The 21,081-nt window shown below is 58.3% G+C and carries 12 protein-coding genes; 5 read left to right on the plus strand and 7 right to left on the minus strand.

Annotation, left to right across the window (positions count from 1 at the left end; translation table 11 throughout):
* Positions 1-187: 187 nt before the first annotated feature.
* Positions 188-967, plus strand: a complete 780-nt coding sequence (locus KQP88_RS02050; protein WP_200993935.1) for a ParA family protein — start codon at positions 188-190, stop codon at positions 965-967.
* Positions 968-1,008: 41 nt separating this feature from the next.
* On the opposite strand, the gene KQP88_RS02055 is transcribed toward KQP88_RS02050, so the two are convergent.
* Positions 1,009-1,410, minus strand: a complete 402-nt coding sequence (locus KQP88_RS02055) for a PAAR domain-containing protein (protein WP_216704718.1) — start codon at positions 1,408-1,410, stop codon at positions 1,009-1,011.
* A 254-nt stretch (positions 1,411-1,664) separates the two neighbouring features.
* Here KQP88_RS02055 and KQP88_RS02060 point away from each other — a divergent pair, with 254 nt between their 5' ends.
* A complete protein-coding gene (locus KQP88_RS02060; RefSeq protein WP_216704719.1) occupies positions 1,665-2,111 on the plus strand; it encodes a hypothetical protein in 447 nt (148 codons plus the stop codon).
* 78 nt (positions 2,112-2,189) lie between these two features.
* A complete protein-coding gene (locus KQP88_RS02065; RefSeq protein ID WP_216704720.1) occupies positions 2,190-3,005 on the plus strand; it encodes a hypothetical protein in 816 nt (271 codons plus the stop codon).
* On the opposite strand, the gene selO is transcribed toward KQP88_RS02065, so the two are convergent.
* Genes selO through KQP88_RS02080 form a run of 3 tightly spaced genes read right to left on the minus strand, consistent with a single transcriptional unit; the run spans position 2,989 to position 9,669 of the window.
* Positions 2,989-4,452 carry a protein adenylyltransferase SelO gene (gene selO, locus KQP88_RS02070; RefSeq protein WP_216704721.1) on the minus strand — a complete coding sequence of 488 codons (1,464 nt, stop codon included), beginning with the start codon at positions 4,450-4,452 and terminating at the stop codon, positions 2,989-2,991. The two genes, KQP88_RS02065 and selO, sit on opposite strands and share 17 nt — an antisense overlap.
* Before the next feature lie 48 nt (positions 4,453-4,500).
* Positions 4,501-7,887 carry a mechanosensitive channel MscK gene (gene mscK / locus KQP88_RS02075; RefSeq protein ID WP_200993930.1) on the minus strand — a complete coding sequence of 1,129 codons (3,387 nt, stop codon included), beginning with the start codon at positions 7,885-7,887 and terminating at the stop codon, positions 4,501-4,503.
* A 39-nt stretch (positions 7,888-7,926) separates the two neighbouring features.
* On the minus strand, positions 7,927-9,669 hold the full coding sequence (locus KQP88_RS02080) for a potassium/proton antiporter (protein WP_198724204.1): 1,743 nt from the start codon (positions 9,667-9,669) through the stop codon (positions 7,927-7,929).
* 198 nt (positions 9,670-9,867) lie between these two features.
* Here KQP88_RS02080 and KQP88_RS02085 point away from each other — a divergent pair, with 198 nt between their 5' ends.
* Entirely contained in the window at positions 9,868-12,441 is a 2,574-nt protein-coding gene (locus KQP88_RS02085) for a dermonecrotic toxin domain-containing protein (protein ID WP_216704722.1), read from the plus strand.
* Here the strand turns inward: KQP88_RS02085 and KQP88_RS02090 are convergent.
* Positions 12,438-14,240 (minus strand): acyl-CoA dehydrogenase, encoded by a 1,803-nt coding sequence (locus KQP88_RS02090; protein WP_216704723.1) that lies wholly within the window; start codon positions 14,238-14,240, stop codon positions 12,438-12,440. The two genes, KQP88_RS02085 and KQP88_RS02090, sit on opposite strands and share 4 nt — an antisense overlap.
* A gap of 145 nt (positions 14,241-14,385) precedes the next feature.
* Entirely contained in the window at positions 14,386-18,339 is a 3,954-nt protein-coding gene (putA, locus tag KQP88_RS02095; RefSeq protein ID WP_216704724.1) for a trifunctional transcriptional regulator/proline dehydrogenase/L-glutamate gamma-semialdehyde dehydrogenase, read from the minus strand.
* Positions 18,340-18,794: 455 nt separating this feature from the next.
* On the opposite strand from putA, the gene putP reads away from it, so the two are divergent.
* A complete protein-coding gene (gene putP / locus KQP88_RS02100; RefSeq protein WP_200993926.1) occupies positions 18,795-20,282 on the plus strand; it encodes a sodium/proline symporter PutP in 1,488 nt (495 codons plus the stop codon).
* Between the two features lie 58 nt (positions 20,283-20,340).
* On the opposite strand, the gene KQP88_RS02105 is transcribed toward putP, so the two are convergent.
* Entirely contained in the window at positions 20,341-21,012 is a 672-nt protein-coding gene (locus KQP88_RS02105; protein WP_200993925.1) for a polysaccharide lyase family 7 protein, read from the minus strand.
* Positions 21,013-21,081 lie beyond the last annotated feature (69 nt).

A 21,081-nucleotide genomic window follows, 5' to 3' on the forward strand; every position in this document is an offset into this window, starting at 1 on the left:
TGCTTTTTTTGCGTCAATAAGCGCTTTTTTGATGCTTTATCAGAGCCATATTGCAGGTATGCGAGACCTCAGTGGCCTTCAGCTCTGTGGAAAGCTCGCCCTTGTCATATGGATTGCCTAGACTCGGATTTCCTGTGGGCTTTATCGGCATTGCAGGGTGTTTCTTCACTGAACGAGGAGTTATTGCATGCGTCGCGTGGTGTTCAATCAGAAAGGGGGTGTCGGCAAGTCCAGCATCGCCTGCAATCTGGCAGCGGTCAGTGCCAGCGAAGGTTACCGAACACTGTTGATCGATCTGGATGCCCAGGCCAATTCGACCCAATACCTCACCGGTCTGACGGGCAGCGATATTCCGATGGGGATTGCCGAGTTCTTCAAGCAGACGCTTTCTTCCGCGCCATTTGGCAGGAAGAACCATGTCGATATCTATGAAACGCCTTACGACAACCTGCATGTGGTGACAGCGACCGCAGAGCTGGCCGACCTTCAGCCCAAGCTTGAGGCCAAGCACAAGATCAACAAGCTGAGAAAGTTGCTGGATGAGCTGAGCGAAGATTACGAGCGCATTTATCTGGATACTCCGCCAGCCCTGAACTTCTATGCTGTTTCGGCATTGATTGCTGCTGATCGTGTACTCATTCCCTTCGACTGCGACAGCTTTTCGCGCCAGGCCCTGTATGGCTTGCTGCAAGAAGTCGAGGAACTCAAGGACGATCATAATGACGGTCTTGAAGTGGAAGGGATTATCGTCAACCAGTTCCAGCCTCGTGCCAGTCTGCCCCAGCAAATGATCGACGAACTGATTGCCGAGGGACTGCCGGTCTTGCCGATTCATCTCAGTGCCTCGGTGAAAATGCGCGAGTCGCATCATGCCAGTACCCCCTTGATTCATTTCGACCCTCGTCACAAGTTGACGCAGCAATTCGTTGACCTGCACCACTGGCTGGAAGCCAGGGCCCAGGCCTGAAGATGACCTGGATGGGGTGCAAGACCCCATTCCGGCAGGCGTCAGCCCTGTGCATCAGATTTGAAGAGCGGAGAAGCAAAGGTGCCTGCCTTGATCGAGCAGATGATCTGCTCGGCATTCAGCTGCGCCTTTTCGGCCATTTCTGCAGGAATGCTGATAGTCGCGTCCATATCTGCCCTTGAATGCTCCTGAGAGGCAGTGAGTCGGTTGTTGCCAGACTGGCATCCGCATTTCACCTCATGCCCGTGCGTGGCGACGGCAACACAGCCATTGATATAGGTGGGATTCCCCTGAGCGATGTAGCCCACGCTCTTGCACGCTGGGCACCACACCGGATCCCCCATGCGCGCCACTCTGCGCTCATCTATCAATTCTGTTGCCGATGCTGACAGCACGAAACCACCTGTGGTGGTCGGATCGCCTTCCCTGACTACAAATGGCATGACCTGCCTCCTCTGTGTTTGGAAAGTACGAGGTTATGCGCAAAACAGTGATAAAGGGGGCATTAAATAGCATTAAGGAAAAGTCCTACAGATAAATAAGTAAATACTGTTGAGGTTCGCGAATGAATTCGCTCCTACGGGGTATTTGTTTATGAGGAAACCTATCCTTTCGGGTTATCCGATCGGGTAGTTGAGCAAAACTTCTGATGTCTCTAACCTTTTTTGGCAGGGAATAACAAAAAAGGAATCAAGGGATGAAAACTTTAAAAGGTATTAAAGGTGTGATGGCTGTCGTTGCGTTTGTTACAGCGGGCGCAGTACAGGCAGGACCACAGGTGACGGTTATTTTTAAAAATAGTGGTTCGGCTCCTGCGGTATATAGTCCGGTGGATAGCAATGAGGCGATGACCAGGACTTTTGCTGCAAAAGTCCCCGTCGCGATTGTTTCTGCAGGCAGTACAGACTCATATGTTGTCAAAGGACGCCTTTCTCCAGATGCCAGTCATGCGTTTGTTCGGTACAGGGCAGGCATTAAAGAATGTAAATTCAAGTCGACTTACATCATGGCCCATACCCGTGGTGTAAGAGTGCCCAAGTGGATCAAGGATGCTGTGGCAAGTGGCGGGGCGCGTTGTGATGCCAGGATAGTTTCTGTCAATAGCACTACGCATGAGTGGACGGTTGAATTTGTCATGAGATAAGTGTTTCTGGTTTTCGTGCCGGCAGCAGGTCACTGTTTCGGTACGAATTTCATTCCTCAATATAGAGGGCTGCATAAGATGAGTAGTATTGAGGCTATTGCTGCACCTTTACCCGTTACATTAATGCCGGCGATAAAAGTACCTGCTGTGTCAGGAAGTGATAAGACTGCTGAAGTTTCAGCGCCTTTATCGGACACGACCCATATATCGATACTGTCTCGCCAACTAAGCGAAAGTGCTGCCCGGGCCGAGGCGCGTGATCAATCGCTGACTCGCAGTCAACTGGGGGATCTGGCGCTCAGATTGCGGGCTCAATTCGACGCTGTGCCGTATTTCCGCCCTGATGCCATGCAGGTTTTACCGGACCCCACCATCAATGATCCGGCCTTGAAAGAGCGAGATCGTCAGGCGGTGGAGTATGTGGTCCGCGATATGCGTCGTGATCACAGCGCCAGGAACCCGTTTGCCGGTTTGTCGTATGAGCAACTGACCGTGATTGCTTACGATGAGGGTGACACCTTTACCTTGCATGAGAGGCATGCGGCTTATCGGGGAGCTTGGGCGATTGAGCTGGGGTGGCACTTGAATATCGGTCATGAAAGCCAACAAGGAGCGTTCACACAGCAACCTCATGTTTTTTATGCAGAGCATTTGGTCCATTACCGGTCTCTTCCTCTCATCGAGCAAGCCCAATATCCTGAAGATTACGAAGCCAAAGTAGAAGGCTGGATGCTCGAAGCCGCTGCCGGTCCCAAGAAAGACGAACGACTACTCACGCTGTTTGAAGTCCTGGCAGGCGCGATTCCCGGCAAGGATAACAAGGCTGAGGAAAAGCCTCCCAAGGAGGCCCAAAGTCCTGCTGCTACGGCGCCAGCAATCAAGACGAACAACTGATCTCCAGATGCTTCCCCCAATCCGGCGGGCGTTGCGCGTAGTCAGTCATGTCGGGCTGTTCGGTGAACGGGTTGCAGAGCACTTCATGCAGGCGGCGGACTTCGGTGTAGTCGCCTTTTTCTGCCGCTTCGATGGCGTTCTGCGCCAGGTAGTTGCGCAGGATGTAGAGCGGATTGACGGCGTGCATGCGTGTCTGGCGGTCCTGCTCGGTACCGTTTTCTTCTCTGGCCTGACGCGCTTGATAGCTTTCGGCCCAACTGTCGAAACCCTTGATGTCGACAAAGTCGTCACGCAATGTGCGCAGCGCATCGGCAGCGGGTTTGTCGCCCAGTCGGCGGAAGAACAGGGTGTAATCGACGCCGCTGTTCTGCATCAGTTGCAGGAGGCGGCTGATCAGTTTGTCATCCTCGTCTTCGGCGCTGGTCAGGCCCAGGCGGCGGCGCATGAGGTCCAGGTAGTGGGCCTGATAGAGCGGCAGGAACAGGCCGATGGTTTCGCGCAGCGCTTCGACGCTGATGAAGGGCGTCAGGGCTTGAGCCAGTGCGCTGAGGTTCCACTGCGCGATAGGCACCTGATTGCTGAAGGAGTAACGGCCTTCATGATCGGAATGGTTGCAGATGAAATGCTCATCGAAATCGTCCAGAAAGGCGAACGGGCCGAAGTCGAAGGTGATGCCCATGATCGACATGTTGTCGGTGTTCATCACGCCATGACAGAAGCCATAGGCCTGCCATTTTGCGATCAGTTCGGCGTTGCGCTCGACGATTTCCCTGAACATCGCCAGATAAGGCTCGGGCTGTTCCAGGCACTGTGGGTAGTGCATGGCCAGTATGTATTCACCCAATTCTTTAAGGCGATCCGGTTGCTTGGTGTAGTAGAAGTATTCGAGGCTGCCAAAGCGGATATGGCTTGGAGCCAGCCGCAGAACCATCGCCGCCCGTTCCTGTGTTTCACGCCATACCGGCGTGCTTGAGCCGATCACACAGGCTGCCCGGCTGGTGGGGATGCCCAGTGCGTGAAGGGCTTCAGAGGCCAGGAACTCGCGGATCGAGGAGCGCGATACGGCGCGCCCGTCGCCCATGCGTGAATAAGGCGTGCGGCCAGCACCTTTGAGGTGCAGGTCCCAATGCTCGCCGGCGTCGTTATAGACCTCGCCCAGCAACAGGCCACGCCCGTCTCCCAGCCTTGGGTTGTAGGAGCCGAACTGGTGACCTGAATAGACCATTGCCCGTGGATCGGCATCGCTCCAGAGCTTGTGACCGCTGAAGATTTCGGCGAACAGAGGGAGTTCGGCCTGGCTCGGGTCCAGATCCAGTAGTGCCAGGGCTGACTCGCTGGCAACCACCAGTCGAGGCTCTTCAATGGGCTCGGGCAGGACCGCTGTGGAAAACACATCGCCCAGTCGGGCGAAGCGGTTGTCGAAGATGAGTTCGTCGAGGGCTTTCACGGGCCATCTCCAGCAGAATGTTCAGGCATTCTGCTGGGATTGGCAGTATCAGTCGAGCCTGAGTTCAGGCGGCTCGGGTGCATCCTTGGGCGCTGGCTTCACTTTGGTCGTGACCGGCGGCGTTTCAGGCTCGACAGGCAGGATGGTCTTGTCGGCGTTTTCGATGGGTACCATCTTGTACTCCTGACCATGGAGATTCTTGAGATAGACCTCCATCTGGCGGAACGAGATGTTGATTTTCTGCTTCTTGAACTCACGGTTGATGAAGCGGTTGATCTCGTCCAGCACCGGGTTACGGTCGCCCAGGTCGCGCACATGCATGCGCAATTCGTGGTCCAGGGTGCTTTCGCCGAAGTTCAGGAAGTAGACGATCGGTTCCGGTTCCTTCAGCACGCGGGGGTTGTCGCGGGCGGCCTGGAGCAGAAGGGTCCGGACCAGATCCAGGTCCGAACCGTAATCCACGCCCAGTTTCAGGGTTACGCGGGTGATGGTGTCGGTCAGCGACCAGTTGATGAGCTGGCCGGTGATGAAGGTCTTGTTCGGGACGATGATGTCCTTGCGGTCGAAGTCGGTGATGGTCGTGGCGCGGATGCGGATCTTGCTGACCGTGCCCGACAGGTTGCCGATGGTGATGGTGTCACCGATTCGTACCGGACGCTCGAAGAGGATCATGATGCCGGAGATGAAGTTCGCGAAGATTTCCTGCATGCCGAAACCCAGGCCGACCGACAGTGCGGCCACCAGCCATTGCAGCTTGTCCCAGCTCACGCCAAGGGTCGAGAGGGTGGAAACGAAGCCGATGCCGGCAATGGCGTAGGACAGCAGCGTGGTCGTGGCATAGGCACTGCCTTGCGCCAGATTCAGGCGTGACAACACCAGCACTTCCAGCAGGCCGGGCAGGTTGCCCGCGAGCACGAACGTGATGCCGATGATCACCAGTGCGCCGATCATGTCGCCGAGGCTGATGGGCACCATGCTGATGTTGGCGCCTGTGCCGCTGGTGTATTCGTACAGGGTGATGTTGTCCAGATACGCGAATACGGTGATCAGGTCGGCCCAGACCAGATAGAGCCCGCCGATGAAACCACCCAGCAAGGCCAGGCGAATCAGGCGCAGCGACTGCTGGTTGACCTGCTCGATGTCCAGCTTCGGTTCTTCTATCGCGATTTCGCCGTCACCGCTTTCCCTCGCGGCCTGACGCTTGGCCAGTGCGCGCTGGTAAGCCAGACGGCGTGCGGCAACGCTCAGGCCGCGCACGAAGGTGGCCTCTGTCACCAGCCAGAGCATGATCAGGTACAGGGTGTCGATCAGGCGGTCGCTGAGTTTCAGCGCGGTGTAGTAGTAACCGAAGCAGACCGCCAGAAACAGCGCGATGGGCAGTGCCGTGAACGCAAGACCGACGGCTTTGCGGAATAGCGAGGCGTTGTGATGAGTCGGGCTGGAAAGCAGCAGGCGGCTGAGCAGCCAGGCCATCAAGGCGTAGCAGGTCAGTACCACGCCAATGCCCAGCACATCGTCGGCCAGTGCCGCCGGTTGGTGTTCGGCAACGGCGACCACTGCCACCAGCGCCAGCACCACGAGCCCCAGGCGACGAACCCAGCCACGCAGGAATTCCACCTGAGCCGTTTCCCAGCGGAAATGCAGTTGCGCAACGCCAGCCGGTGCCAGGACACGATAGGCCGTGTAGAACACGAGCCAGGCCAGGGCAATCTGCAGCAATGCTTCGCCCAGATTGGCGTTCTGCCCACGGGCATCGATCTGCAGGGCGTAGCCGCACAAGGCCAGGCCCAGCGCGACAGGCAAGGCCAGCAGCACGTTGATCAGCAGGGCCAGAGGCGTTTTCCACTGGCTGTCACGTTTGAAGTGGCCGATATCGGAGTGCAACCGGCCCAGCTTCTGATAAAGCGCCTTGCGTCGCCATGTCAGGACACCGATCAGCACCAGCAGCGGCAGGAACAGCAGCGGACGCTGTGTCAGCCCGTCGGACAGTTCGCTGAGGCTGGATGTCCAGGGGAGTGTGGCGAGCTGCTTGGTCAGGCGCGGCCAGATGTTCTGGAACCATTCCAGATCGAGCGGCTTGTTGCTGGGGATCCAGAACATCTGCTCGTCCAGCGTAGCGCGCAGGCCCAAGGCCGTGCTGGTCAGCTGTTTCTGGTTCAGTTGCAGGGTGATGGATTCGTTGAGCAGGGCGCTGAGTTCGCGGTTCAGGCGCTCCAGCAGGTCGCTGCGGGTAATGGCCAGATCCAGCAGGGTCTTGCGCAGTTGCGGGGTGATGTCTTCGGGCGGTTGGGTCGCCAGCAGTTTTTCGACGTAGGCCGAAGGGCTGCTCATCTGTTCGCGCTGCTGGTTGACCTCGAACTGGTACAGGCGAATGTTGGCGATTTCGTCGGCCAGGCCTTTGTCCAGTTGCAGATGGGGCAGGGCCTGCTTCTGTTTGTAGAGAATCTTGGACAGCAGCAGGCTGCCACTCAGGACGTTGATCTGCTCGCTCAGGGCCTGATCGGTCTGGGTCAGGTTGTCCAGTTGCTGCTTGGTCTTGAGGTTCTGCTGGGTCAGCTCATTGAGGCGATCGGTGCCGCGCAGCAAATAGTCGGACAGCTTGAGGTTGGCCGCGCTTTCAGTGGCCAGCAGGCTGCTGCTGCCTGCCTTTTGTGCTTCCAGAGACAGCTCGGCCACAGTCTTCTGGGACTGGGCACGGCGCTTGTCGTTGATCAGGGTCTGCAGGTCCTGGATTTCCTGCTCCTGACGGCTGACTTTCTCGGTCAGCAGGTCATGCTGGCTGTTGCCCAGGTCCTGAAGCTGGCTGTTGCCGGCCAGCTCCTGGCGGCGCAGCAGGTTCAATGCATTGATCGACGCCAGTTCGGCATTGAGCATGTTGCGCTGATCGGCGTTGAGGGTCTTGCCGTTATCCTTGCCCAGCTTGAGCGTGGCGTTGATTTGCTGGATGCGGGTCTGGTTGGCGCTGATTTCCGCCTGGGCTCTTTCCGGCCGCGTCTGGGCGGTGATGGTCAGGCTGTTGGCTTCGTTGAGGGCCTTTTGCAGGTCGCTTTGCTGAGTGCTGCGCTGGCTGAGCATCTGCTCGAGTTGCGGCACGTCAAGGTTGCCATAGCGCTGGGCAACAGGGATGACTCTGCTTTCTTTCAGGCGGCTCAGTTCGCGCTGGTTCTCGGTGGTCTGTTTGGGAGCCTGATTCAACTGCTGCTTGAGCGCGGCGAGTTTCTCCTGGCTGTCCTGCTGGCTGGACAGAAACGCGAGGGTTTGCTCAAGCACCTGCTGCAAGGCCTTCTGATCGGCCTCCGGCAGTTTACGGTCGGCGATCTTGTCCAGGCTTTGCTGCACGGCTGCACTGGTTGGCGGGTCAGCCGCCAACGCCGGGAAAGTGGAAAGGCAAAGCCCGAGCAGAGTGACAGCAAAAAATGCACGCAGCGAAAACATAGACACCGGTCGCTTGATAAAACGGAGTGGATTGGCAGTTTAAAGGAACAATCCGGGACCCGGGCGGCTTCCTTCGGGGAATCTGACGCCGACTTTGAGGATCTTGTTCCCTTCCATCACCGCAACAGTCCAAATAGTTCCATTCCATTCGATCTGGTCGCCCACGACGGGCTCACCGCGATTCTTCTGAATGATGAACTGGCTGAGCGGCATATTGTTATCCAGACCGTCGAGTTTGAGGCCATACAGTGCTGCGACGGCACCCAGTTGCGCATCGCCCTCAAGGACGAAGTCACCGAAGAAACGCAGGTCCAGGCCGCGTTGCGGTGCCTGGCTGAACAGCTTGCCCAGTGCCGGAAGATCATGTTCGTGGCCGATCACGCACAGCATGTCGCCCACTTCCAGCGTGGTACTGCCGGAAGGGTGGAGCAGTTGCTGATTCCTGAACAGCGCCGCAATACGGGTGTTTTCAGGCATCTTCAGCTCGCGCAGTGCCGCGCCGATGCACCACTTTTCAGCGCCCAGGCGATAGACGAACAGCTCCCATTCACTGGTGACATGCACTTCCAGCGCCGAACGGGTAATCGGTGCAGGATCAGGCGGAACCGTGACCTTGAGCAGTTTTGCCATCCACGGCAGGCTGGTGCCTTGCAGCAACAGCGAAACCAGAACGATGAAGAACGCGAGGTTGAAATACAGCTGCGCGTTGGGCAGGCCGGCCATCAGCGGGAAAACCGCCAGAATGATCGGAACCGCGCCGCGCAAGCCGACCCAGGCAATGAACGCCTTTTCACGACCATGGAACGCCTTGAACGGCAGCAGGCCGACCATGACCGAAAGCGGACGCGCCACCAGAATCATCCACAACGCCAGGCCAAGGGCCGGGATGGCGATAGGCAGCAGGTCGTGGGGTGTGACCAGCAGGCCCAGCACCAGGAACATGCCGATCTGTGCCAGCCAGGCCATGCCGTCGAGCATGTGCAGAATGCCGTGACGGCTGCGGATTGGCCGGTTGCCCAGTACCAGACCGCACAGGTAAACGGCCAGGAAGCCGCTGCCGTGAATGGCGTTGGTCAGGGCAAAGATCGCCAGACCACCTGCGATGACCAGAATCGGATACAGCCCGGCTGCCAGATTGATGCGGTTGACCAATTGCAGCATCAGCCAGCCGCCACCCAGGCCGATGAAGCTGCCGATACCGAACTCTTGAATAAGGTGCCCCAGCAATCCCCAGTGCAGGCCGGTCTGGCCGCTGGCGAGCATGCCGATCAGGGTGACGGTCAGAAACACCGCCATGGGGTCGTTGCTGCCGGATTCGATTTCCAGGCTGGCGGTCACCCGCTCGTTCAGGCCTTTGCCGCCCAGTAGCGAGAACACCGCGGCGGCGTCGGTAGAGCCGACGATTGCGCCGATCAGCAGGCCCTGAATCATGTTCAGGTCAAACAGCCAGGCCGCGACCATGCCGGTCAGGCCTGTGGTGATCAGCACCCCGACCGTTGCCAGCGACAAGGCGGGCCATAACGCAACCCGGAAGCTGGCGACTCGGGTGCGCAGGCCACCGTCGAGCAGAATCACGGCCAGAGCCAGGTTGCCCACCAGATAGGCTGTGGCGTAGTTGTCGAAGATGATCCCGCCGCCATCGACCCCGGCGACCATGCCCACGGCAAGAATAATGACCAGAATCGGAATGCCGAGGCGCGAAGACAGAGAACTGACCAGAATGCTTGCGCCCACCAGCAACGCGCCGATAAGGAACAGGCTGTTGATGGTCGTGGCATCCAAGGGCGGTACTCCATATGTAAACGGTTATAAACAGGCGGGCCGCAAACTGACCATGCAGTCCGCGTGCCAAGGGATTCTAACCTGTTGAATTGGCTGGCTGTCAAAAAAGGTTACAGACTGATCCCATAAATAATTAACGCCTTACAATTTCTTTATCTGCTCACGTGCATGGCTTGTCCCCTACAAGGAAAGAAAGCCATGCCTACAACTGAAGTGACCCGGATCGCGATTGGCAACGATGAGCATCGACTCAAGACCATCGCTCGGGCATTCATCGATGATTACCCCGATATCCATGGGCTTGCCTATGCCGAAGCCCGCAAGCTGCTGTTCAGGCATACCGGCAAATGGCTGGATCCGGAGAGTATCTATTGGCACCGCTTTTCCACGGCGGTGAGCAATCCGAGAACCCTTACCGGCTGGCAGCATTCCGGGCCGCCCGTGGAGTCGATGACGTTTGTCGAACTGATGATTCGTCGCTTCAGTGTTGACGACCAGAACGCCGGCGATGAGCTGGCATCCTATGGCGGCTTCTACCGTGGCGGGCCGCAACAGCGCTTGTTCGACGAACATAACGAAGTCGCCTTGCATCCCCGCCAGGTTCTGGACGATTTCTGGGCGCTGGACTTCAGTGCGCTGTTCACCGCCAGGATGGAGCGCTTCTGGACGCTGCACCGCGAGAATTTCTGCACCCTGGCCCGCTCCGCGTTCATGGCATCTGCCGGTTTGCAAATGCTCAAGGGGCGCTTGAATATCCAGCAGTTCAAGCTCATCACTGAAACGATCATCGGCAGGCTGCAACCTGTCATGACCTACGATGCGCTGCGTACAGGCGTTATTCCCCGTGCCGGGCTGACTTTGCGCACTTTCGATATCGGCGGCTATGTCTGCACCGAAAGCATTCGCATCGTTGATGGCAGCGGACAGCAAATTCTCTATCTGCCCGGCGATACCGATCCCTTTCATGTATTTGCCTCGGACAAGGTGTTGTATGAATGGGTGCAGGAGCGATTGCTCGATACCTCGCCAACGGCCACCTTCAAAAAACTGTTCATTCGCTCGGCCACCGCCCGGCAACTGCATGGCGGGTTCTTCGATGAACATGCACGGCAGATTCTGGACACCCCCTGGGTTGCGGGACAGACACTGATCAACAGCAGGGATTTCGCCATCACTGGGGATGCGTTCGTCCACCTTCGCGGGCTGGCCCGTGAGCAGATGCGTGAGGATGCGCAGACCTTGCTGACTTCCAATACCGACTTGCGCAAGCAGATATGGCTCGGCTACCTGAATGCGTTCAGCAGTACATTCGGGGGGCTGGCGACATTGGGCTGGCCGATGGCTTTACTCATGGTCGGGGTGAGTTCTGCCAGTCTTGTACTTGAGGTCGATCGGACCCTTCAGGCCCGCGAGCCCCGGCAGCGCAAGGCCGGGATCATCAGTGTGATCTACGGCTCGATCTCTCTGGTATTCAACCTTGCGGTACTGGTGGGCATTCTCAGGACCGGCGCGGGCAGTCGCAGTACAGGCGCCGCTGCCGTGTCTGATACCTCCCAGTCCATTCCCATGATCGAGTTGAGCCCGCCAGCGCTCCCGGCGACCGGGGCCAGTGCCAACATGCGTGGCGTCCAGATGCTGTCCAATGGCGAAACCTGGATCAATCTGGGCGACGTGCCGTATCGGGTCGTGTTCAACGATGAGCTCAATGCCTGGACCCTGACCGATCCGGCCAACCCCTTGGCCAGCGACCCTGGCCGCGCAGTACATCTCAATGCCCGTAATGAATGGGAGTGGCGCGAGCCTTCAGTCACGTCGACGCCGGTTCTACCGGCGAGTGACGTCAGCAATGACGTGGCCAGCGGAGCGTTTGTGACTGTGCGCTCGTCTTTCTGGGATGTGTATATGCAGTTCAATCTCGCAGAAGAAGAGCGTCTGTCGCAGAACGCTCTGGCGCGGCAAAAATCGATCATGATCGTGCCGTTCTTGAATAAGGGCGATCTGATCGCGGAGGACCTTCATGGCAACCCCTTGTACATTGACGAGTGGGGAGATGCCCATCACATATTCAGGCGTCCGGACGGCCGATATGTGGGAGGACGAATCCCGCTGTATTCTGCCAAGGACTCCTCTTTCAACAAGTATCTGCGCACTGGAATATCCACAGGTCCCGCCCAGGTGGACCTGATCGATGAGCTGGCCGACGACCTGCGCACCATCGGCTTCGACAATAGCGTCTCGCTTTATCGGGGCGGCAGTGATCTGCGGGGTACCTCGGGGCGGTTTTTCCGTAACGGGCAGATCAAGAGTGGCGACGTACTGGTCAGCACCGACATCCTGTCGTTCAGCGAAAATCCTTATGTGGCTCGGGCTTTCTGCAGTAGCCAGGCTGGCGAGTACTCCGCCAGTTTTGCCCGCAAAGGCATTCTCACCACCTTTGACGACTCTTCGGTTGTCTTTGAATTGCCTGCCAGAAACTATCTGGGAGCGACGCCTGTCGCTCCGTTCTCCACGGATCCGGAAGAGGTCGAGTCGATTTTCCTGCCGGGTCGCTATTTCCTGATCGACGACATTCATCAGGTATCCGGCATCAATTACAGGTTCATCAAGGTGCGTCTGATTGAAACCTCCACGCCCAAGGTCTGGCACAAGCTCTACGACTTGCGCACCGGTGAACCCTTCACTCGCGAACGCTATGCGGCAAAGCTGGGTGAGCAAGGTCAGCGACTGGTGGACCGGTTCTTTCCCGCGAACCCTCGGGGGTTGAGTTTCTAGAACCACTCGGCCTGCATGCCCAGGCAGGCATCATCCCGGTTTTCCAGTAGCGTCAGTTCATGATTGCAGCCCGGTATTTCCCAGGTCAGGAAGTATCGGGCTGCCTGCAACTTGCCTTGATAGAAATCGGCATCGGAAGGGTTGTTTCGAGCCAGCCCTTCTGTGGCGCGAATGGCCTGTTCCAGCCAGCGCCAGCCGATGACGGTATGGCCGAACACCTTCAGGTAGAGCGCCGAATTGGCGAGCGTGGTGCTGACCTTGCCCTGTGCCAGATCGGTCAGCAGGCCGACAGTCACCGTTTGCAGGCGTGTCACCAGTTGTTCCAGCGGCTGGCGCAAGGCATCGAGGCCCTGATGGGCGCTGGCACGTCGGGTGGTGTCGGCAATCAGGCGAATCAGTTGTTTGAGGCCGGCACCATTGTTCTGTGCCAGCTTGCGGCCCAGCAGGTCCAGCGACTGAATGCCGTGGGTGCCTTCATGGATCGGATTCAGGCGGTTATCACGGTAATACTGCTCGACCGGATATTCGCGGGTGTAACCATGACCGCCCAGAATCTGGATCGCCAGTTCGTTGGCTTTCAGGCAGAACTCCGAAGGCCATGACTTGACGATGGGCGTCAACAGGTCGAGCAGTTCCTGGGCCTGATGACGCCCTTCTTCGGTTTCGCCGGTCTGGGTGTCGTCGAAAAGGCGAGCGCTATACAAACCGAGGTCGAATGCACCTTCCACGTAGGCTTTTTGCGTCAACAGCATGCGCCTGACATCGGCGTGCTGGATGATCGGCACGGGCGCACTTTGCGGGTCACGGTTATCGGGCAATCGTCCTTGCGGGCGTTCCCGGGCGTAGTCCAGTGAATACAGATAACCCGCATAACCAAGCATGATGGCGCCCATGCCCACGCCAATCCGCGCTTCGTTCATCATCTGGAACATGTAGCTCAAACCCTGGTGCGGCTTGCCTACCAGGTAGCCCACACATTGGCCGTTATCGCCGAAGTTCAATGCCGTCGAGGTGGTACCGCGCCAGCCCATCTTGTGAAACAGCCCGGCCAGAATCACGTCATTGCGTGGGCCATTGGTGCCGTCTTCATTGACCAGAAACTTGGGCACTATAAACAGCGAAATCCCTTTCACGCCCGCAGGCGCGTCCGGCAGCTTTGCCAGCACCATATGCACGATGTTTTCCGACAGCGAATGATCGCCACCGGAAATGAAGATCTTGTTGCCCCGCAAGCGATAACTGCCATCCGCCGCAGGTTCGGCGCGGGTGCGGATATCCGAGAGCGATGAGCCCGCATGGGGTTCGGTCAACGCCATGGTGCCGAAAAAACGGCCTTCGATGATCGGTTGCAGAAAGCGCTGCTTTTGCTCGTCGCTGCCGAAGCTTTCGATCAGGTTTGCCACGCCCATGCTCAGGAACGGATAAGCCGTGGTGCCTGCGTTCGCTGCCTGGAAGTGGGCAAAACAAGCCTGAGAGAGCAGGGTCGGCAACTGCATGCCGCCTTCCTCGAAGTCCCGCGCCGCATTGAGAAAACCGGCTTCCAGAAACGCATCCACCGCCGGTTTGACCTCGGGGATCAGCACCGCCTCGCCATTTTCGTAGCGCGGCTCGTTTTCATCGGCTTTGCGGTTGTGCGGGGCAAAGTACTTTTCGGCGATGGTGCGGGCAGTGCCAATGGCGGCATCGAACGTCTCGCGCGAATGCTCGGCAAAACGCTCGCGCCGGATCAGCGCCTCGGCATCCAGCACCTCATACAGCTCGAAAGCCAGATTGCGGGAACTGAGCAGCGTCTCGGACATGACCTTCACCCTTTATCTTGTAGTGGGCAGAGTCTAGGCCGGAGATTGAGAGCTGCCCAGCATGATTGATGGGGGTGATGGTGGGGCAAGCGGCAAGCTAAAAGCTGCAAGTTAAAAGCTTGAAGCTTGAAGCTTGCCGCTCTCTTCAACCTATCGTCATCAGGCTCGCATTGCCTCCCGCCGCTGCGGTGTTGACGCTCAATGCCCGTTCGATCACCAGTCGTTCCAGCGCCACGTTGGTTTCTCCATGGGAGAGGCCGTTGACGCCGATGATTGCGCCGGAGCGTTGGGCAACCTGTTCGCAAATGGCGCGCAACTGGTCGGAGTCGCCGTGGTGCAGGACGGCGTCGATCAGTACGTCGTCCTTGTTCCAGTCGGCCACCAGTTTGATGCGTGCCTGTACTTCTTTTGGCAGGCGGTTGCGCAGCGGCTTGCTGATTGGTGTTTCCGGCCAGATGGCGCTGCTGCCGACGGCCAGGACCGCTGCCAGTTGGGTCAGCAGGTCGGCTTCGTCGTCGGCCAGACACAGCACGTGTTCACGCGGCAGGATGCTGTAGCTGTTGCGTTCACCGGTCGGGCCGGTCAGCAGGCGGGTGATGCCGCTTTGCGATTGCTCGGCAAACTGGCTGCACAACTCGTCCAGTGCGGCTTGCTGATTGCTCGCGGCCCAGGCTTTCAAGGCTTGCAGCGGTTTACCCAGCTCTTCCTGCAGACGGGTATCGGGGGCGAGCAGTTTGTCGCCTCGGCCCAGGGATTGCTCGATGGCGTCCTGTGGGCGGGTCGACAGCAGACGATACAGATACAGTGGCCCGCCCGCTTTTGGTCCGGTCCCCGACAGGCCTTCGCCGCCGAACGGCTGCACGCCTACCACGGCGCCGACGATGTTGCGGTTGACGTAGATGTTACCGGCATTGACGTTATCGATGACCTTGGCAATCGTCTCGTCGATACGGGTATGGACACCCAGTGTCAGACCGTAGCCGGAAGCGTTGATCTGGCCGATGAGTTGGTCCAGTTCCTTGCGCTTGTAGCGAACCACGTGCAGCACCGGTCCGAAGATTTCCCGTTGCAGTTCGTCGAAGCTTTCCAGCTCGATCAGGGTCGGCATCACGTAGGTGCCGCGCTTGAGGTCTGCGCTGTTGGCGATCGCGACCTGATAGACCTGACGACCTTTGTCACGCATGCCCTGAATGTGTTTCTCGATGCCGGCCTTGGCTTCGGCGTCGATCACCGGGCCGATGTCCACCGACAGATGTTCCGGGTTGCCCAGGCGGTTTTCGGCCATGGCACCCTTGAGCATTTCGATCACGCGGTCGGCGGAGTCTTCCTGCAGGCACAGCACGCGCAGTGCCGAACAGCGTTGGCCGGCACTGTCGAAGGCCGATGACAGGATATCGATCACCACCTGTTCGGTGAGTGCCGAAGAGTCGACGATCATGGCGTTCTGGCCACCGGTTTCGGCGATCAGCGGGATCGGCCGACCCTGAGCATCGAGGCGTCCGGCAATGTTGCGTTGCAGCAGGCGCGCCACTTCGGTGGAGCCGGTGAACATCACGCCCTTGACGCGCTCGTCGCCCACCAGCCTTGCACCGACGGTTTCACCGCGGCCCGGCAGCAGTTGCAGCACGCCTTCCGGAATGCCGGCCTCCAGCAGCAGGCGCACAGCCTGAGCGGCGATCAGCGGCGTTTGCTCGGCGGGTTTGGCCAGCACCGGGTTGCCTGCGGCCAATGCCGCTGCGACCTGACCACTGAAAATCGCCAGCGGGAAGTTCCACGGGCTGATGCAGACCACCGGCCCGAGCGGGCGGTGCGTATCGTTGCTGAAATCGTTGCGCGCCTGCACGGCGTAGTAGCGCAGGAAGTCCACGGCTTCGCGCACTTCGGCGATGGCGTTGGCGAAGGTCTTGCCGGCTTCGCGAACCAGCAGGCCCATCAGTGGCTGGATCTCGTTTTCCATCAGATCGGCAGCACGTTCGAGAATGGCGGCGCGCTCTGCTGGTGGTGTGGCCTGCCAGATCGGGCCGGCAATCAGCGCGCTCTGGAGGGCGTTATCGACATCTTCCAGGTTGGCTTCCTGCACATGACCCACCACGTCACGCTGGTCGGACGGGTTCAGGGTTGCAATGGCCGGGCCTTCGCTGGCCGGGCAACCGAGGATCGGTGCGGCTTTCCAGTCATTGTGCGCCGTGGCCAGCAAGGCCGACGACAGCGAGGCCAGACGGTGTTCGTTGGCCATGTCGATGCCGCTGGAGTTGGGACGCTCCGGGCCATACAGTTCGCGAGGCAAGGGAATGCGCGGGTGTGGCAGGCCGAAGCTGCCTTCCTGGGTTGCCATGCGCTCGATGCTGCTGACCGGGTCGGCCACCAGTTCCTGGATCGAAACCGATTGATCGGCAATGCGGTTGACGAACGAGGTATTGGCGCCGTTTTCCAGCAGTCGGCGTACCAGATAGGCCAGCAGCGTTTCATGAGTGCCGACCGGCGCGTACACGCGGCACGGACGGTTCAGCTTGCCATCGGCAACCTTGCCGACCACCTGCTCGTAAAGCGGTTCGCCCATGCCATGGAGGCACTGGAATTCGTACTGGCCGGGGTAATAGTTCTGACCGGCAATGTGGTAAATGGCTGCCAGTGTATGGGCGTTATGGGTGGCGAACTGCGGATAGATGACTTCCGGCGCTGCCAGCAGTTTGCGGGCGCAGGCAATATAGGAAACGTCGGTGTACACCTTGCGTGTGTAGACCGGATAGCCTTCCAGGCCTTCGACCTGGGCGCGCTTGATTTCGCTGTCCCAGTACGCACCCTTTACCAGTCGGATCATCAGGCGGTGACGGCTGCGACGAGCCAGGTCGATCACGTAATCGATCACATACGGGCAGCGCTTCTGATACGCCTGGATGACGAAGCCGATACCGTTCCAGCCCGTCAGTTGCGGCTCGAAACACAGGCGCTCCAGCAGATCCAGCGACAGTTCAAGGCGGTCCGCTTCTTCGGCATCGATATTCAGGCCGATATCGTATTGCTTGGCCAGCAGGGTCAGCGACAGCAGGCGCGGATACAGTTCTTCCATCACCCGCTCATATTGAGCGCGGCTGTAGCGTGGGTGCAGCGCCGACAGCTTGATGGAGATGCCCGGGCCTTCATAAATGCCACGACCGTGGGAGGCCTTGCCGATGGAGTGGATGGCCTGTTCGTAGGACGCCAGATACTTCTGCGCGTCATGCTCGGTAAGGGCTGCTTCACCCAGCATGTCGTAGGAATAACGAAAGCCTTTGGCTTCGAACCGGCTGGCGTTGGCCAGGGCTTCACCGATGGTTTCACCGGTCACGAACTGCTCGCCCATCAAGCGCATGGCCATGTCCACGCCCTTGCGGATCATGGGCTCGCCGCTCTTGCCGATGATGCGGCTCAGAGAGGAGGAAAGTCCGGTTTCGTTATGGGTGGATACCAGTTTGCCGGTCAGCAGCAGGCCCCAGGTGGCGGCGTTTACGAACAGCGACGGGCTGTTGCCCAGATGCGGTTGCCAGTTACCGTTGCTGATCTTGTCGCGAATCAATGCATCGCGAGTGCCTTTGTCCGGGATGCGCAGCAATGCTTCGGCCAGACACATCAGCGCGACGCCTTCCTGGGACGAGAGCGAGAACTCCTGCAGCAAGCCCTGAACGATTCCGGCACGGCCGCTGGCGCTCTTCTGGTTGCGCAGCCTCTCGGCAATGGAAGCTGCCAGTTTATGGGTGGCTTCTGCCATGGGGGCGGGCAGGCGGGCCTGCTCCAGCAGCATGGGGACCACTTCCGGCTCGGGGCGACGATAGGCGGCGGTGATGGCGGCGCGCAGGACCGATTGCGGCAGGATGCTTTCTGCGAACTCCAGAAAGCTCTGATAGCTCGTGTCAGCCGGCAGATCGCCGCTGTCATCGCTGTCCTTGCTGCCCAGGCCGTTGAGTTCCTGCAGGGTTGCACCACTCTCCAGCTTTTCCAGGTAATTGAAGATGGCCTGCTTGATCAACCAGTGGGGCGTACGGTCGATGGATTGGGCGGCTGCTTTCAATCGCTCGCGGGTCAGGTCGTCAAGTTTGACGCCCAGAGTGGTGGTGGCCATGTCTTGTCCTCATTGTCGCCACTCTGTGCGTGGCCTCGGCTTTGAGGCAGGTTAGCTTTGCTCCATGAAAGGTGCAACCGGGTGCAACCTGTTTTTTGCCGAATATTTCAGACTGGATTCGGGTCATGGCCGGGTAAGTGGGGTCAATGCATGATTTTGAGGCGTTATTTTTTGCGTAATCGGCATTGGCCGCCTCAAAATGAGGCGTAAATCACAGCGCAATGATCATTCTGTGAAAGGTGCAACTGGCTGGTTGAATTAGGTTGCACCTTTTTCGGATTGTCTAATAGGATTCGCCATAACGGTGCAACCGTTGGCGAGTCGTTCAGTGACTGCTTCCTTGCGGGATTCCAGTCAGCGCTGCGTCGGGTACACAAGGCATGGATGGCGGTTCGGTAACCGACGTTTTTCCTGGGTATCTGGCGTTTCATAAAAACAATGCCAAGGCAGAACTCATGAGCTTCAACAATCCAACCCTGATCACGTTCGTGATCTATATCGCGGCAATGGTCCTGATCGGTCTCCTGGCCTATCGCTCCACCAATAACTTCTCTGACTACATTCTTGGCGGGCGCAGCCTGGGCAGCTTCGTGACAGCGCTCTCGGCGGGCGCTTCGGACATGAGTGGCTGGCTGTTGATGGGCCTGCCGGGCGCGATCTACATGTCGGGTCTGTCGGAAAGCTGGATCGCCATCGGCCTGATTGCAGGTGCTTACCTGAACTGGCTGTTCGTGGCTGGCCGCTTGCGTGTGCAGACCGAGCACAATGGTGATGCGCTGACTCTTCCAGATTACTTCAGCAGCCGCTTTGAAGACACCAGCGGCGTGCTGCGCATCATTTCGGCCATCGTGATTCTGGTGTTCTTCACCATTTATTGCGCGTCGGGCATTGTCGCGGGTGCGCGCCTGTTTGAAAGCACGTTTGGCATGTCCTACGAGACAGCGCTGTGGGCGGGTGCTGCGGCGACCATCGCTTACACCTTTGTCGGTGGCTTCCTGGCAGTGAGCTGGACCGACACGGTTCAGGCAACGCTGATGATTTTCGCGCTGATCCTCACGCCGATCATCGTCCTGCTGGCAACCGGCGGTGTCGATACCACGTTTCTGGCCATCGAGGCCAAGAACCCGGCCGGTTTCGACATGTTCCAGGGCACAACCTTCATCGGTATCGTCTCGTTGCTGGCCTGGGGCCTGGGTTATTTCGGCCAGCCGCACATTCTGGCGCGCTTCATGGCCGCCGATTCGGTCAAATCGATTGCCAGCGCACGTCGCATTTCCATGACCTGGATGATCCTTTGCCTGGGCGGCGCAGTCGCCGTGGGCTTCTTCGGTATCGCTTATTTCTCTGCCAATCCCGATGTGGCCGGTCCGGTCACTGAAAACCACGAGCGCGTGTTCATCGAGCTGGCGAAGCTGTTGTTCAACCCGTGGATTGCCGGTGTGCTGCTGTCCGCGATCCTTGCAGCGGTCATGAGCACCCTGAGCTGTCAGTTGCTGGTGTGCTCCAGTGCCCTGACCGAAGACTTCTACAAGGCTTATCTGCGCAAGGGCGCTTCCCAGCTTGAACTGGTCTGGGTCGGCCGAGCGATGGTGCTGTTGATCTCGGTGATTGCCATTCTGCTGGCAGCCAACCCTGAAAACCGTGTTCTGGGGCTGGTGAGCTATGCGTGGGCCGGCTTCGGTGCCGCTTTCGGGCCGGTCGTGCTGATTTCGCTGTTGTGGAAAGGCATGACCCGCAATGGCGCGCTGGCTGGCGTTGTAGTGGGCGCGGTTACCGTAGTGCTCTGGAAGCAGTTCAGCACCATGGGCCTGTACGAAATCGTGCCGGGCTTTATCTTCGCCAGTATCGCGATCGTGGTCTTCAGCCTGATTGGCAAAGGTCCGTCTGCTGCGATGCAGGAGCGTTTCCTGGCTGCGGAAAACGAGTTCAAGGCTGCCCGTTGATCGCTCTGCCATGAAGTGAGAAGGCCCGCCATGCGGGCCTTTTTTCTGGCCGCGTATATCAGATCTTGTTGTGATCGATATCCAGGTTGTAGAACGTGGCTTTCCCGCCTTCATTGCTGTAGCCGGAGTTGTCCTGGGTATATACGCCAGCCTTGAAATAGAGCGGTTTTGTTTTCCAGGAAGAACTGATGGATGTGCTCCAGTTCACATCTTTTACACTGACACTTAATTCCCCGCCGGGACTCAGGTGAATGATGTATTTGAATTTTTCGTTGAGTGGCACGCCTTCGACAATCTCGATGACTTTGCTTTCTTCATCATCGAAGCGCTTGCGAACTTTCACCACGATATTTCCGGCCTGTGTACTTTCCTTGTACTGATACTCGACCTTGAGCATGGGCTCTGTGCTGTCGTAGGCGTGTATCTGGCCGATGACGATCTTGCCCGACGATGGCACCTGATTGACTTCAAGAGTCGCATTCAGAAAATTGTCTGCGTCGGGGTACAGCCAGTTATGCAGGGTGCCGTCGGACCACGTCTCGCGCAGCTCGCTGCGTGGGTATTTGGCATTTTCGGTCCGGGTGCCGGTGACGGGTGCCCAGAAGAAAATGTATCCCGAATGAGACTCGAAATATTTGCCGTCATAGCCTTGACGCAACTGTGAGGTTTCTACGGTTTTGGGGGGTGAGCCCACCGGGATACTGAGATTCCACGATCCTAGATCTATCATTTTGTACTTCCAGAAAAATTCGTTCGACGGCTCTGAAGTCTCTGCTCAGAGGGTTTCGGCAGCTTTTAT

This window comes from Pseudomonas lijiangensis, from assembly GCF_018968705.1.
Classification (GTDB): domain Bacteria; phylum Pseudomonadota; class Gammaproteobacteria; order Pseudomonadales; family Pseudomonadaceae; genus Aquipseudomonas; species Aquipseudomonas lijiangensis.